General features: G+C 41.1%; 19 protein-coding genes. 4 read left to right on the forward strand and 15 right to left on the reverse strand.

The annotated features are described in order from the left end of the window. Positions 1–5: 5 nt before the first annotated feature. Positions 6–626 carry an NAD(P)-dependent oxidoreductase gene (locus NY607_RS00975; RefSeq protein ID WP_131519957.1) on the reverse strand — a complete coding sequence of 207 codons (621 nt, stop codon included), beginning with the start codon at positions 624–626 and terminating at the stop codon, positions 6–8. Positions 627–703: 77 nt separating this feature from the next. After that, on the reverse strand, positions 704–1,090 hold the full coding sequence (locus tag NY607_RS00980; protein WP_259418945.1) for a hypothetical protein: 387 nt from the start codon (positions 1,088–1,090) through the stop codon (positions 704–706). A 237-nt stretch (positions 1,091–1,327) separates the two neighbouring features. Between NY607_RS00980 and NY607_RS00985 the strand changes: the two genes are divergently transcribed. Further along, positions 1,328–1,828, forward strand: coding sequence for a hypothetical protein (locus NY607_RS00985; protein ID WP_131519955.1), 501 nt, complete (start codon positions 1,328–1,330; stop codon positions 1,826–1,828). 116 nt (positions 1,829–1,944) lie between these two features. Here the strand turns inward: NY607_RS00985 and NY607_RS00990 are convergent, their stop codons facing one another. Continuing rightward, the gene (locus tag NY607_RS00990) at positions 1,945–2,244 is read right to left on the reverse strand and encodes a GPW/gp25 family protein (RefSeq protein ID WP_048393880.1); all 300 of its coding nucleotides are present in this window, start codon (positions 2,242–2,244) and stop codon (positions 1,945–1,947) included. Between the two features lie 158 nt (positions 2,245–2,402). Then, positions 2,403–2,603, reverse strand: a complete 201-nt coding sequence (locus NY607_RS00995) for a hypothetical protein (RefSeq protein WP_048393883.1) — start codon at positions 2,601–2,603, stop codon at positions 2,403–2,405. A gap of 75 nt (positions 2,604–2,678) precedes the next feature. Here NY607_RS00995 and NY607_RS01000 point away from each other — a divergent pair, with 75 nt between their 5' ends. Next, positions 2,679–2,984, forward strand: a complete 306-nt coding sequence (locus NY607_RS01000; RefSeq protein ID WP_048393885.1) for a hypothetical protein — start codon at positions 2,679–2,681, stop codon at positions 2,982–2,984. Here NY607_RS01000 and NY607_RS01005 read toward each other — a convergent pair. The 3 genes from NY607_RS01005 to NY607_RS01015 are packed head-to-tail and all read right to left on the reverse strand — an operon-like array spanning position 2,981 to position 4,853. Continuing rightward, complete coding sequence (locus NY607_RS01005; RefSeq protein ID WP_259418946.1) at positions 2,981–3,664, reverse strand: DUF1963 domain-containing protein; 684 nt, start codon at positions 3,662–3,664, stop codon at positions 2,981–2,983. The genes NY607_RS01000 and NY607_RS01005 overlap by 4 nt on opposite strands. Then, positions 3,654–4,229, reverse strand: a complete 576-nt coding sequence (locus NY607_RS01010; RefSeq protein ID WP_259418947.1) for a DNA-3-methyladenine glycosylase I — start codon at positions 4,227–4,229, stop codon at positions 3,654–3,656. The genes NY607_RS01005 and NY607_RS01010 overlap by 11 nt, the downstream gene beginning before the upstream one ends. A gap of 27 nt (positions 4,230–4,256) precedes the next feature. Next, complete coding sequence (locus tag NY607_RS01015; RefSeq protein ID WP_048393890.1) at positions 4,257–4,853, reverse strand: class I SAM-dependent methyltransferase; 597 nt, start codon at positions 4,851–4,853, stop codon at positions 4,257–4,259. Positions 4,854–4,976: 123 nt separating this feature from the next. On the opposite strand from NY607_RS01015, the gene aac(6') reads away from it, so the two are divergent. Beyond that, positions 4,977–5,411 (forward strand): aminoglycoside 6'-N-acetyltransferase, encoded by a 435-nt coding sequence (gene aac(6') / locus NY607_RS01020; RefSeq protein WP_259418948.1) that lies wholly within the window; start codon positions 4,977–4,979, stop codon positions 5,409–5,411. Between the two features lie 63 nt (positions 5,412–5,474). Here the strand turns inward: aac(6') and NY607_RS01025 are convergent, their stop codons facing one another. From NY607_RS01025 to NY607_RS01060, 8 genes are all read right to left on the reverse strand, one after another. After that, positions 5,475–5,666: a hypothetical protein gene (locus tag NY607_RS01025; RefSeq protein ID WP_048393895.1), complete on the reverse strand. Its 192-nt coding sequence runs from the start codon at positions 5,664–5,666 to the stop codon at positions 5,475–5,477. A gap of 454 nt (positions 5,667–6,120) precedes the next feature. Then, entirely contained in the window at positions 6,121–7,632 is a 1,512-nt protein-coding gene (locus NY607_RS01030) for a right-handed parallel beta-helix repeat-containing protein (RefSeq protein WP_227744846.1), read from the reverse strand. A gap of 227 nt (positions 7,633–7,859) precedes the next feature. Beyond that, a complete protein-coding gene (locus NY607_RS01035; protein ID WP_259418949.1) occupies positions 7,860–8,819 on the reverse strand; it encodes a hypothetical protein in 960 nt (319 codons plus the stop codon). A gap of 71 nt (positions 8,820–8,890) precedes the next feature. After that, entirely contained in the window at positions 8,891–10,573 is a 1,683-nt protein-coding gene (locus NY607_RS01040) for a methyl-accepting chemotaxis protein (protein WP_259418950.1), read from the reverse strand. A 162-nt stretch (positions 10,574–10,735) separates the two neighbouring features. Then, positions 10,736–11,179 carry a hypothetical protein gene (locus NY607_RS01045; RefSeq protein ID WP_259418951.1) on the reverse strand — a complete coding sequence of 148 codons (444 nt, stop codon included), beginning with the start codon at positions 11,177–11,179 and terminating at the stop codon, positions 10,736–10,738. A gap of 63 nt (positions 11,180–11,242) precedes the next feature. Then, positions 11,243–12,799, reverse strand: coding sequence for a YndJ family protein (locus NY607_RS01050; RefSeq protein WP_259418952.1), 1,557 nt, complete (start codon positions 12,797–12,799; stop codon positions 11,243–11,245). Beyond that, positions 12,768–13,379, reverse strand: a complete 612-nt coding sequence (locus tag NY607_RS01055) for a DUF4166 domain-containing protein (protein WP_259418953.1) — start codon at positions 13,377–13,379, stop codon at positions 12,768–12,770. Before NY607_RS01055 ends, NY607_RS01050 begins: the two co-directional genes overlap by 32 nt. Positions 13,380–13,384: 5 nt before the next feature. Beyond that, entirely contained in the window at positions 13,385–14,278 is an 894-nt protein-coding gene (locus NY607_RS01060) for a DoxX-like family protein (protein WP_259418954.1), read from the reverse strand. 105 nt (positions 14,279–14,383) lie between these two features. Here NY607_RS01060 and NY607_RS01065 point away from each other — a divergent pair, with 105 nt between their 5' ends. Next, complete coding sequence (locus NY607_RS01065; RefSeq protein WP_310794740.1) at positions 14,384–14,998, forward strand: sigma-70 family RNA polymerase sigma factor; 615 nt, start codon at positions 14,384–14,386, stop codon at positions 14,996–14,998. Positions 14,999–15,021 lie beyond the last annotated feature (23 nt).

Genomic DNA, 15,021 nt, shown 5'->3' on the forward strand with positions numbered 1-15,021 from the left:
CTTTTCTAGTAGGCAAGTCCGACGCGCGTTCTCAAAAAATCCTTGCTAAAGATTTGTTGGTAGGCAAAATCTGCTGTATCCGCTACTGAAATTTCGCTACCTCCCTCTGGCAAGAAGTTGCGTTCAACGCGGTAGTTTCCTGTCCAGGCCCCATCAGGTAAATAGGTAGGACAAACAATTGTCCAATCCATTGCAGATTGCTGTAGCTGTTCGAATACACGTTGGTGCTCCTGTGCAGCAAAGGTCGATTTTCGTTTCGATTCCGTTGATTGGTAACGAAGAAGAGTCGGCGTTACACGACTTTGTAGAATCCCTGCTGTTCCAATCGTAATGATTCTTGTCACCTGTTGCTTTGTCATCGCTTCAAGAATCAATGGTAAGCTAGCCGATAATGTAGTGCCTCCATCTGTATTTAATGCACTCACCACCACATCCACATGATGCATTGCCTGCTCGATATCCTGCTTGTTTAAAACATCCCCTTTCATTACACACAGCTGTTGATGATGGTGCGGTAATTTATCGGGATTTCGGACTAATAGGGTGACCTCATGCTGATCCTTTATTGCTAGTTCCACCAGATGGCTGCCGACACGACCACTCGCGCCTAATATTAATATTTTCATTTCTCTCACCTCTTTTATCATTATATTACAATTCCCTATATATGTAAAAAGGCACAGATCACAGTGCCTCCCCTCTACTATTCACGCTCTAGTAATTGAACATCAACCATAAATAGATGCATATTATTCTTTTCAGCTAGCTCATCGATAATCGATCGAATTTCACTTTCTGTACTTACATCAATTTCTTCCCCATCGTGTAATTGAATAGTGATGACTTGATGCGCTGGAGAGTCTATTAGATAACCAACTGTACTATCAGGCGAGTAGCCTGCCGACCGTATCGCCTGTAACACTTGTTTTGTAAAATTCGTAGCTTGTAATTTTTCGCCAAGCTCCTCTGCATAGATAGTCGCTCTTTCAGGGCTCGGGGTTATAATTGAAGGCTCCCTTTGTACCATCCACAATGACACCACAACCAGTAAGCACATGAATAAAAAGAAGATTTGCAGGACATTTTTCATACACTCGCTCCATTTCTCCATGAAATTTACAGGCGGAAGTCTAGCAATCTTTTTCCCTGAAATTGTTATTATTCTCACAGCTATGTATAGCTATTTCTCTCATTAATTATTAAAAAATAATTTTCTTTTTGTACAAAGGGCAAATTACCAAGAAGTTTTGTTTGTGGCTTCATAGATTAGAAATGTAAAGGTTAGCGCTACCATTACTAAAAAACTAACAAAAAGGGAGATTAAAAGATGCAGGATAGTAGATATAGTCAATATATGAATTGGAATCATAAAAAAGAAAAGTGCTGTGAACAATATGTAAAATGCTATTGTCATTTAGAAAAAAAATGTGAACACAAACAAGAAGGATGCAAATGCAAACACAAGCATGAGCATTGCAAATGGGAACAGAAGCACCAGCGATGTAAGTGTCATGAAAAGGATGACCATTGTAAATGGGAACATAAGGAGGATTCTTGCTCTTGCAAAAAAGAGGAGGAAGAGTACTACTACGAGAAGGATTATTCCAAAGATCACAAGTGTAAAGGCTGTATTTGTCATCTATTAAGATGCTTATCTCCTGGTACTTTGGTAGATGTTATTTTAGCAGGTGGCGGTAGCTTTGCAGGAATTTCCTTTATCAGCTTAGATCCTAAAACTTGCTGTGCTACATTCTTAGAGATAGAGGCAGCAGCACCAACACCACTTATCATTGATTGCCAGCAAATTATTGCCATTAGAAACGCGTAACTGTTCCATTATCCTACTTGACAACAATTCATATACCATAATCCTACCACTATAAGCACATTTAATCTTCTGCCAGGTTCGTGAAACCATACCTGGCAGAATTCATATTTTTTCAGCTATTCATTGACAATGACTTTGACAATGGGCTCTAATTTTCCTCTATTCACATCGCCAAGATAATCAACATCTACTACGACAGCTCGTGGCTCAAAACGTTGGATACATTCTATGAGGCGTTTTGTGTTTATTTTCTTCATACGCTGGAAGGGTTTACGAATATCAGACCTTGTCACATATTCGCGGAGCGGACAAGGAATCGTAAACGTCGATAAAATAAATGCTACATTTTGTAATATACCTTCCACGCCTGTAGCATTACCATTAACATTACTTAAAGCCGTTACTTGATGTGTCATTCTATCAACCTTTCTTCTACGTTCATACAATTGGTACTTTGGAAAAGAGCACTTTGTTATTTATGCTTGCTCATTAAAAATTATGAACGCTTTGTTTTTATGTACCCAATGTTATTTTTATTCAAACAACATCTTAGTTGATAGGCTGACCTACAAGCTTAGCGCATGATGGCGTAGTAAATAACATACAGCCAGCTAAAACAGCCATGAATGATTGCCCAAATGATGGAGTGATGCACACTCCAGGAGATCGTAATCGCTAAAACCGAACCAAAGCCAATGCCATTTTTGACCACCGTTTTATGCTCCACTTTTTTCACCTTCCTAGTGCTTTTTAACTCTCCTTCTTGCCATCGCAATCGGTTTCCCTCCTATCGTTTTCTATGTTTATGCAGGAACGAACAAGGGCAATCTGAAAGAAAGGATGTGATGTTATGACAATTTTCATGCTGACTGCCACGATTGGCATCCCCAGCCTTATGGCATATCTTCAGCACAAATGGGCTAGCTTTCGCCTTCTTTTCAACATACTAGGTGTCCTTGCTGCGATTCTGTTTAGCACGATTGCCGCTACAGCTATAACGAACATTATTCTTGAGGATGTAGTCTTTATGACAACGATCCATGCTGTGTTCTTAAACCCTGTCTTTCTAATTACAGGGGCGTACCTTGGCTTATATCTGATTTACCGGTTCATCATGATGACAATTCATGAAAGAGACAAGCCGCCATCCCTTTAGTAGAAATCACAATAGACGTGCCAAGTCTGGATGGTTGGATTGTAGAAAAAATAAAAATTACCATGATCCACGATGTTCAAACGCGCTTTTGCATCGGAGGCAATTTGGAGGACAAATAGCGCATCGTCACCGAAATCAACGCCACTTTGACAAAAGCTTGGATAGCCACCAATTTTATGGAGTGGATAGAGGTCTTCAACAATATCCTCAAAATAGTCGAGCTGCTCTTCATGCTCCAACGTCAAAATCTCTTCCTCCAATTGAGCAGGAATACCGCCCCCATCCCATGTTGGATAGTCGTTCGTGATATGCTGTGGTAGGAGTGGAAATGCGCGAATTTGTTCATGCTGCCATTCGCGCTTTACTAAGCCTTCCAAAGAGGTGTACGTTCTAATATTAAAATAAGAACTAAGATCATCCTCCATGAGATGATCTAATAGACGTTCATCGACAAAGACTGTGACTAAGTGAAAAGGCTGTAATGCCATCGGTACATAGGGTAGACCTTTTAGAAAAAACGTAGCGAGCGGCTGATAGCCAGATGGTGGCTGCTCTTCTGGTAAGGACCAGCCCACATAGCCAATCCAGCTTTCCAATAAATCATGTGTAGGTCGAATACCACCCGTTTGAAAAATCGTGGCCTGCGTGGCTAGTTGAGCCCGAATATGTTCAATTGCCATCCGCTAGCTCCTTTTGTCGACAGCAGCAATCTGTTGTATGGTCGTTTACCATGCCTACTGCCTGCATAAAGGAATAACAAATTGTACTACCGATAAATTTAAAGCCATCTTTCTTCAATTGCTTGCTCATACGATCACTAATTTCTGTCGTCACAGGCACCTCTTTGATGGATGCCCACTCATTCATAACTGGTTTGTGATCTACAAAGCCCCAAATATAATTTGAGAATGAGCCATGCTTTTCCTGTATTTGGAGATATGCTTTAGCATTTGTCACCACACTAGCTATTTTTAATTTATTGCGTACAATCCGTGTGTCTTGCTGCAATTCCTCTAGCTTGTCTGCTGTATAATGGATAATTTTTTCCACATCGAATTGATCAAATGCCTCACGATAGCCTTCACGCTTTTGGAGAATCGTCCACCAGCTCAAGCCAGCCTGTGCCCCCTCCAAGCAAAGCATCTCGAATAAATGCTGGTCATCATAGACAGGTACACCCCACTCCTTGTCATGGTATTCCACATACAAAGGTTCATCTAGCTTGACCCAATCACATCTTTTCATTTTTATACCCTCCATTTTATGTATCCTTTACTTAATAGCTGTAATGCAAAGCCATCCTTTACTTGATTTTTCGGTGACATACACGGTTTGAAAACCGATACGTTCTAATAATTGCTTCGTTGCCTCAGGTGTTTGATAGGCTTTCATATGATAGTTCATTTTGTAGAGCTCTGCTATGATAATAAATTTCCCACCGTTTTTCAGAACCCGCCATACTTCCTCTACATCCTGCTCCAAGGATGGCCAAAAATAGTGTGTTTGAAAGGCTGTAATCGCATCAAAAAACTGATCATCGTATGGAATGCTTGAAACACTTGCCTCTTTCACAATGACGCTACCCCTGGCAACATTTGCTTTATTCAATTTGATTGATTCCTTCACTGCCTGTGTGGAAAAATCTATCCCATATATTATACCATTTGGATTCAATTTGGATAAAATTTGGAGCGTTTTCCCACCACCACAACCTATGTCTAACACACGATCACCGTCATTGATAGCTCCTTGCCTGATGAACCATGCATTCATACCACGATGGGCAAAATTCATAATTTGTAGCATCGTTGAGCCAATCCATCCATTTGGCTTTTTCGCTTGTTCAATTAACGTTTGTAAGAGTGACATGATTGGATTCCCCCCTCAAGTAAGATTGTTAAAATAGAATTAGAGCTTTAAAATAAAAACGCTTACTAGTTTGTACGTACTTCAAAACAAATTGTTTCATTTTTTACAAAGGAGGAAGATTTTATGATTCAACAAGCAAACCAGAAGGACGCTCATGCTGCAGCCTCATTAGCCTTACTGCTCTGGCCCAATCATACACGAGAGGAATTTACCGAAAAGATGACACAGCTGCTAAAGGAAGAAAACGCAGCTATTTTCCTTGTCTATGATGATCACGAAGCAGTTGGATTTGCCCAATGCCAGTTAAGAACAGACTATGTAGAAGGGACTAACTCGAGTCCAGTCGGCTATTTAGAAGGCCTTTTTGTGAGAGAGGAATATCGCCAGCAGGGCTATGCAAGACTGCTTGTGGAGAAATGTGAGCAATGGGCAAAGCATAGGGGCTGTCTAGAGTTTGCCAGTGACTGTGAATGGGACAATGACGAAAGCCTAAGGGTTCATCTTCAGCTCGGTTTTACAGAAGCTAATCGCATCATTTGCTTCACAAAAAAATTATAAAAATGGCTGACAAAAAAATCACAGGCGTTGCAAACATAGCACCTGTGATTTTTCGACATTTTTTTAGTTTAGATATGTATTGTTGGAAATATTTCGTTCGCGCTCATCTATGATTAAATGGATCATTAATGCGAGTTGTTGTTCGATTCGCATATTATTTAGATGTAAGATATCAGCAATCACATTCTTGTGCTTCTCTGCTAATTCCATCTCCTCTAGCATTAACATAATTTCTTCTTTTGTCAGCCCAAACATACTCATATCACCCCAATACTCTCTCTATTTATTATTGTAAAATCATTACTCCCATTTCATAATTAACGAAAATTTATCTTATTGCATGAACCATTTTTACTAATTATAGGTTTAAACATAGAAAATAATCAATCTATTATCCACATTTATTTAATATTTATTTTACATTCAGTAAAAACTTTTATTATGTTGGTTATAACTTATACAAAGATTGTATAAGTTTTCCTGTGGAATATTTCAAAATATTGCAGTAATTGCAACAAGACATCTATACCATTATAAAAATATTCTTGCATTTTGTCGAATTATAGTTTTTTTTCACAATTTAAATTTAATTAACAACCCAAACGTATTCCTTTACCCATTTTTCACATATATGAAATATCAATACGCGAATCCATAAAAAAAGTAATTTCAAAATTGAAACTACTTGTCTTATTTGTATAATCGGCTTTTATATTATTTTTTTAATATCATGTTTCATTATTTCTAATTTCATGTCCTCCATTTGCGAAACCTTTGATGCTGCATCCTTCTGCCATGTTGCTGACTGCACATGTCCTTGTACAAATAATTGGCTGTTTTCCTGGACCACCGCTGGAGCCTTTACCGCAGCTATATCTGTATGACGCATTTCCAATAATGATTTATTGGACAGCGCTAAAAATGGTCTAGCCGCCTTATCCACCCTACAATTTTCAATACGCCCCATTGATTGATCTGACCAAATCATGGCATACGAGCTTTCTTGACCATCTTTAAAATAGCTATTAGCTATCTCAAAAATTGCATCAATGCAAGTGATTCCGTTTCCTTCCATTTGTTCAAACGTGCAATATTGTGTAAATAATCGGGCATTGTTGATATAGATATGGTGGCTTTGCAGCTCTCGTATCGTTGTATGATGCATCATGATTTTGGCATGTTCATTACCATAAACACCACCTGATTGCCCAAATTGAATAATCGATTGCTGTAGCTTTAATCCACTAGCATCAACAATAATATGAAATTGCTGATGGTTTTGAATTTTACATTGGTTCATCGAAACATTTGCTTCATCCACAATGGTAAGTCCGACAGCCATACCATTGCGAACATGACATGTATGAAATTCCACCTTGCTATTTTCAATCAACACCTGCGCCTTGACATGCCGAGAAACTTGACAATCATAGAACTTAGCTTCGGTTTTTTCTCCAAGATACAACCCATGACTTTGACCATCTGAAAAAATAGAATCAGATACCATTAGATCACTGCGATGAACCACCATATTCGTATCAAGATGCTCTTTTATTTCACAGCCATCCATCCTGAAAGTCGTGCTATCAAACAATTGAATGCCCACCCCTTGCCCTTGGTGCACTAAACAATTGGTCATCGTCATCTCACTCGACGCAGCCATTACTTGTGCCTTGTCATGCCCATGAATTTCACAGTCCTCCATTGTCAGCTTGACATGGCGAATCGCAAAAACACCATGCTTCTTCCCTTCCAACAGCATACAATTCGTCAAGGTCAGCTCACAGTTTTGAGCAATAATCTGTGCCTTCCTATGATGCTCAAATGTCGTGTCGACTAGAATAACACTGGAGCCATTCGCCACACGCAAACCAAAATGATTCAGTGGTGTAGCAAGCACTGCACAATTTTTCATCAGCAAACTACCATAGCTCACCATCATCTGCGTTCGAATCAATTGCTCCTCAATGACACAATTCTCTAGCTGTAAATCACCTTTCACATATAGCCCCTGCCCTTGCCGGAACCGTAAATTACGCATCGCGACAGGAGTTTGATAGCGAATAAATACACCACCCTTGATGGTCACATTGCCAACCCCATACAACGTCAGCCGCTTGGCAATATCCAAGCTTTCCTCATAAATCCCATCCCGAATTTCAATCATATCCCCAGGCGCCGCCTCTTCAATCGCCTGCCCGATACTTTGATAACGATGCATTATGCTCCTCTTCACCACAAGTACAGCCATTTACACACTCCTAACCAAAAAATGTTCGTACCCTATTTATATACCGAACATGCTTGTGCTTATTCAATTTTGTGTAAAATTGCTGGAATATGCAGGTGTTTATTTGGAATGTTTGACGGTTTAATGAAAGTGGGGAAAAATGAAAAAACCAACAACAACCGAATTCCCTCGGTCATTGCTGGTTCTTTTCATTTACATTATTTCTTGCGTTTCACAAATACAATAACAAAAATAGCGGCTAGTGCTGCTAGGATGGCGATCATCCATACTGTGTTTGAGTTGGATGTTGTGTCATCTGTTGCGGCTGCTTGTTGCTCTTCTCTTGGTGTAGCGTTCGAAGACTCCATTTCTTTGGCATCCTCTTTTACCACTTGTGCAGTGCTAATTTGCACATATTGTAGTGTTGCTTCATTGGAGGCGGATGCTTCATGCTCGTGGCTGTCGCCGTGGCCTTCTGCATGATCCCCGTGGCTTTCCTCTTGCCCACCGTCATGATCATGATGGTGATCCGCTGCTGTTGTAAAAATAGAACGTTCTAGCTGTTGCCCTACCCAGCTTTTGGCATCTGGTGAATCGGCAAAGATGCGAGGGTGTCCTGACAGCATGTATGTTTTACCGTCGATGATGATTCCTGTTTGGTCACCTGTGACAACGTCTTCAATCGTACCCGTTGGTCCTTCTGCAAAGCCGCCCATTTGAATAAGCGTATGTCCGCCCATATCAAATGTAAGGTGCTCTGTTAAGAATGCAATGTACTCTTCTTTCGTCATGGTTGCATCAGGATTGGCTAGCTCAAGTTTATGATGAAAAAGTGCTGTATTTATTTCCTTGTACGTAATATCTCCCTCTAGCGAAGACACGTAATCCTCTTTTTGAGCTGCTTGTGCTAGCTCATCCACTGTTGCTCCCTCAAGGCTGAAAAAGCCACCTACCCAGCCTGCAAAGTCCTTGCGTGAAAGATTGTCTGTTGGGTTTAAGGCCATATCCTTGCCATTGTACCCAAGAAGCCCAATACTGTGTAGTACCATAATGTCCTGAATATTGGCGGCTGTTTCAGGGACATCCGTGAATAGTGTACTTTTATCCATCGTATGGGCGTAGGCAACGGGTGCCATGAATAAAGTACTCATCAATAATAAAAGTAAATATTTTCTCAAAATGATTCCACCTTCCAATGCTTTAGTATACAGATGAAATGTGAGGGAAGTTTGAAATCCACAGCTAATTACTATAGCTTAAATTGACGAATCAGGGCGTTTAGTTGTTCAGCCATTTCTGCTAAATGCTCGGCACTATGTTTAATTTCCGCCATGGAGCTTGCAGTTTGCTCAATGGTAGCCGATGTTTCCTGAATACCCGCCGCTGACTGTTCGGAGACCGCAGCAATTTCATCGACTGCTTTATTAATCGTGACAGTATTGTGAACAACCTCTGCTAGCTCCACTGACATACCTTCTATGCCTGTCGCAATCGCCTCAATAGCATCCGCAATTCGATAGAATGTCGTATTGGTTGCAGCCATTTGTGTTGTGCCCTTTTCGACTTCCTCATAGCCTTGCTCTAGCGAGGAGGTTACTGTATCGGAATCATCCTGAATTTTTCTGACAATCGCTGTAATATCATCAACGGAGAGGGCGACCTGTTCGGCTAATGTCCGAACCTCGTCAGCCACCACGGCAAAGCCTTTCCCATGTTCCCCAGCTCGGGCTGCTTCAATCGCTGCATTCAATGCGAGTAAATTAGTTTGGGCAGCAATCGTTTGAATGACCGCTACAAGCTTAGAAATCTCCTGTGTTTGCTTACTTAAGCCATTTACCTGATTCACCGCGTCCTTCACTGTATGCTGGATGGCTTCCATTTGTTTGGTGGAAGTGGTCATTAAGCTTCTACCTTCTTGTGTTAAAGCCTTTACATTCTGCGAATACTGTTGAACATCTTTACTGCCGTGATGAACCGTAGTGACTTTGCTAGTAAAATCATTCATGACGGAAGCGACATCAGAGGCATGATCTGCCTGTAATTCTGTCCCACTTGCCATTTCCGTAACCGTATGAACAATTTGCTCTGTCCCAGTTTTGACCTCTGAAGTTGACTGAAGAAGCTCCTCACTATGTGCCGCTACATCATTGGACACCGTTTGAATGTGCTTTAATAGACGATTTAAAATATCTGACATCGTATTGGTCGCTTCCATCAGTTGCCCTACTTCATCCTTCGATTGAACCTTCAAAGGCGGCTCACTTAAATCACCATTAGTCATTTGTTGCATACGCTTGGTTAACGTCACGATTGGTCTTGAAATACCACGAGCACTTAATAGCTCAATTATAACTGCTAGAAGAACAATCACAATACCTACGATAAAGGCGATTCGCTGTTTCTGCTCTCCAGCAGCAATGCTGTCTGTCCCTACCTCATTAATGGCTAGCTTTCGTTGCGCCGCTAAGTCTTCGTAGCCTTCACGAATGGTCGTAGCTGTGTTATCCATTTTTGTGAGGTTTTGGGTAGCCAGCTCGGTGTTCCCTTGATCATATACCGCAAATACCTCTTGCTCAATATAACGGTTCCATTCCTTAGACATTTCCGCAAATTGTCCGAATTCGCCTGAGGAAGATAATGCTGATCGCTTTTCTTCATTGCTTAGTTCCTTTGCAACATTATCCTGAAATATCTCTTTATACTTTTCTCTCCCAGAAAGCACATAGCCTCTAGCTGCCGCTATTCTTAAATCAATGGACTGTGCCTGCTCGTAATCGATAATTAATAGTTGTAATTCTTGCTGTACAATTTGCTCTGTCGCATCATTGCTTTGCTTGATGGCAAAGTAATTGTAAACAATGTATCCTATCATGATTGCAATCACAATGCTAAAGGAAAAAACAATGCGTCTACTGATTGTTTTGAACTTCATTTGCAAAAACCCCTTATTTTCCTAATCTATTCCATCCTTAAAAATCTACCATTTAATTAGGAAGATTAGCGGTTTTAGGAATTTTTGCTATATTTCCAGAAATAACTTGGTCAATATAATGTTTTTTATAGCATCTTTTATCGTGCGCCTTTAGTACTAGACTTAATCCCAGCTATTGAACATTACATCGCCAATGGTTTGGCTATTAAAATAAGTAACGTATTTCCATTCTATAGCAGATAGGCTATGGAACGCCTCATCTTTTGTTAGTAATGTTGTAAGTGTTTCCGCTTCCAAGCATTTTCGCATAGGAAAGTATTTATGCAGGTGAGACTTGGATAAAAAGGTAAAGCTACTCTCCTCCTGCTTGGCAAAGGCGATATACGGCATCAAACGATGATGAAGAATTGTCAGTGTTTCTCCATCGATTTCAATTACTGCCTGCATATAGACAAAGGGCGCTTGATCGATAAATTGCCGTACTTTCGCTCGTTGTTCACTTGTCACTAAATGGTACACCATCGACTGAAACATGCGCATGTCCTGCTGAATTAAATGCGCTGCATCGAAACCAGAAATTCCTTTTGTTAAACGCAAGCCATCCATCACTCCTTGATATTTGTCTCTATAATAGGACCTTCTCGTTCGGTTGAAGAAATTCCTGCCAATCTATGCATTTCTTTTAATATGATAATCAATTTGTAGGAATGGAATACCAAATAACGTCATCTGATGGCGTGCTGACAATGTCTTGTCATCTACCGCAGAAATTTGAAAATGCTCCTGTAGAGGTAGCCTCATCACATTTTTTCCTATCGCCAAATAAATTCCTGCATCTCCATCATGGCGACTTGTTAGGTGTAGCTGACCATTTTCTTCATAGGCATACAAAATGCCAACCATTGTTGAGAACGGGAGTGGTAAGGCTATATTCATATAGGTCGTTTCGTCGCTTGTGTGCTTCGAATAAATCGCGACAAAAACGGTTTGCTGATGAATTGTCCGAATCCATGCACGTGGAGACGGACGGCTATCTCGTGCAGAATCGACCTGAACAATGCTACCCGTCATCTCAACTTGCTTACTGGAAAAGGGTAAATTGAGCTGTTGGAGCAAACGGCTCATTCCTTGGTACAGAAAGGCAAAAGGTCGAAACCAAGCCTTCCATTGCACCGTCGAAAGCAGCCGATAGGTCGTCGTATACTCATAAAAATGTGGAATGACAGGCGGTAGCTTTGTAGTATCGACAAAATCCTGTAAGGCATCGACCAAGCCAGGGTGTGGTATATTCTCATGATGTAGCTTCCCGCGAATTTGGCTTACAGGGAACTCAAACGGACGCTGTGTTGTTGGGGGGACAGCCATTAGCCAGGCGATGACCCCTATCCCCCCAAAGAAAACACCATTGATCACACCATGGAATTGAAGCATTTCTGGAATGTCGATGGAAACGTTTCCGCTGACACGACTGTAAACATACAGACAAGATCCAAGAATCGTCAGACAGAGCGCTCCATAGGAAGTCCTCAGCAATAGCCCCTGTCCAAACGGAAGCTTTGTTTTGAGCGCTACGAAAAACAAGCCGTAAATGGCGAAAATATAAAGAATGACTGCGATGATTTCGATGAGAATGGAAAAGGCAATACCTATCGCAACAAGGATTGGTCCTGCCAGCAACATCATCACCATCACACGATAGCCGCTACTATCATGTAATCGACCTAAAAGTCCGACTGAAATGGGTAATAAACAAGCCGAATAATGAAAGTGAATGGCCGTTAACCACGTGATTAATGGTGAAAAACCAGTATCCATGTTGATGACATAGGCGAAAAACCACAGACCACCGAGGGCTAGGTAGAAAAGCCCCATGTCGATAGCAAACTCCGCAATATTTGTAAAACCTCGTTGTAAAAATCTTTTCACGCCTTGCATGGCGATATAGAAGGTATACAGTACATACATGCCTGCCAAAACATTAGCCAAAACGCCATCCGTCGACCAATGCAGCAGTGTAACGGCTAGCATCATCCCTAAAATAATGGCTGTGCCGACTTTCTGAACATCCACAACCATTGATACCATGGTGGGAACGAAAACTAGTTGAGCAACGGTTAGTAACCATAAGTAATCGGGTTGCCCACTAAGCACAAAGCACATCACCGTGAACAAAATACCTAGTAAAAAAATGAAATTACTTCGATTGTTGCGTAAATTCACCAGCATACATCATGAGCCTCCCTATGAATGGATTATGGATGGAGACATGAATGGTAAAGACATTTTTCGATTCATCAAAGCCTTCCTCTACAATGACTCGACCCTCTAACAGTCTAGGCATCGGGCATTCGAAACGCGAGAGGACAAAGCGCTGCTTACCTGAACGAATGACCAATGTCCCCGCTCGTGTCACCGTAAAGTGCAAATCGGAATAAAAAAGAGCGGGTGTGCCTAAATAATCTTTCACAATTTTTTGGATTGGATCAATGGTCATCCTTGCATCAAAATGCCTTGTTTTCTGCGGGAAATAAAAGGTGCGCTCCCATAGCACGTCTAGTTCCCCACTTGGCAGGGCTCTGCATGTATTCGAAATAGTAAAGGGGATATCCTCCCCTGACTCTGGGAACAGAAATCGCGTTTTCGCAGCCAGTGTATAGAAGGGACACATCCATTTAGCACCAGATTTTATTTGATGCATCACGCCCTTAGCAAAAAATGGTTCATCAATTGGTAACGCATAACGCTGTTGTAACATCGGATGAAGTCTTGCAAAATCATCCCCTAATAATGTTTGATAGATCGTCATCCTTGTTATCCTCGCTTTCTTTTACAACTTTTAGCACTCGGTACATCCTTACTTAAGCTAAATCCGACAATCGACAACACCCATAAAGCACTATTAAAGGTAAGTGGATTAAAGGGTGCTTGTACACTTGTCGGGTCCGCAACAATAGCAGCTATCGTCAAGAGCGGAAAAACGATGATTTGCATGCCAAAGAGCCAGCGTTTTCCTCGCGGGTAAAGCCAACAAAAAGCAAAGAGAATTTCCGCAACCCCTATCCACATAACTAGCTGATCTGCATGGTTTAGTAATGAAGCGGTCATCTTTAATTCCTGCGGATGCATATGGATGATCTTTGGTACAAGACCATGATAGAACCAGACAAAGCAAAAGAATAGACACAGAAGCATCGTTAAAAAGAATCGTCTATACTGTGCGGTAGGATTTTCTCCTTTTTCTAGCCATCTTTTTAAAACGTCAAAGCTGAGTGCCGTCGCCCACCCCATTAATGGACGAAAAAATAAATCAAAGAATACGCCAAGCTTGCCATAGCGTGTATCATAATCATATTGGGTCAGAAATATCAGCCCCTGTTGATGCGGGATATATTGCCAATAGCCTTTTCCCTCCGCTATGGGTGAGCGCTTTTGAGGCGTACCAAAATGCAGTGAGGATGTTCGCGTGCCATTTTCTTTATGATGCTCCCCCTTGCTTTCTCCCCAGCCGCTTACCTGTAAGCCTGGCATTACCTTCGTTTCATAGTTAAAACGCTGTGGCTCCTCGGGTGCTTTTTTAGGAATATATGTAATCGATGTAAAACGTAAATCCCATTGCTCATGCAGATGAGGATTTTGTGTATAATCCCATGCTTTCTCTATAGGAGCCTGAATGTCTATCTCGACATAAATAGGTTTTCTGCTCATAAACTCACTCCTTTTTTTGATGAAGCCACTATCATTATAGCAGTAAATTGATAACCTTCTATTAAATGGGTATGCTTATGACGTTTCTCAATAAAAATAAAAAACTTGAATCGAAATGATGACTTGCTGAGTCTAATGGTTGAAAAGGAGGCGATTTTCATTACGAGCACCCAACAAACTCTTGTAGCCTTAGCCCAACAAGGTGATGAGCAGGCGTTTTATCAGCTCATTGAGCAGGAGCAGCATAAGCTTTACCGAATGGCCTATGTCTACGTACAAAATGAAAACGACGCCGTAGAAGTTTTTCAGCAAACCATTATTCGAGCCTATGAGGGGCTACCGCAATTAAAGGAGCCTCACTATTTTGCCACTTGGCTTACCCGCATTATGATAAATTGCTGTAAAACCTATATTGCGAAGAAAAAAACAGTTATGCCTGTTGAACCACAAACTTTCGAGGATTTAACAAGCGCATCTCCTACATACATCGAAGAAGAGCTGGATTTATGGCAGGCTCTTTGCCAGCTCGAGGAAAAGTACAAAACGGTGTTATTGCTACGATTTTATCAAGATTACTCTGTCAAGGATATTGCGGCGATTTTGCAATGCCCTGAAGGTACCGTGAAAACACATATTCGCCGTGGCTTGCATGCATTACGACAACAATTAAAGGGGGCATATCTCGATGAGTGGGTTCAATCCGCTGAAAGAAGTCATTAATGCAATACCCATCCCTGAAGGAC

It is taken from the genome of Lysinibacillus sp. A4 (genome assembly GCF_024919535.1).
Taxonomy (GTDB): Bacteria; Bacillota; Bacilli; order Bacillales_A; family Planococcaceae; genus Lysinibacillus; species Lysinibacillus capsici.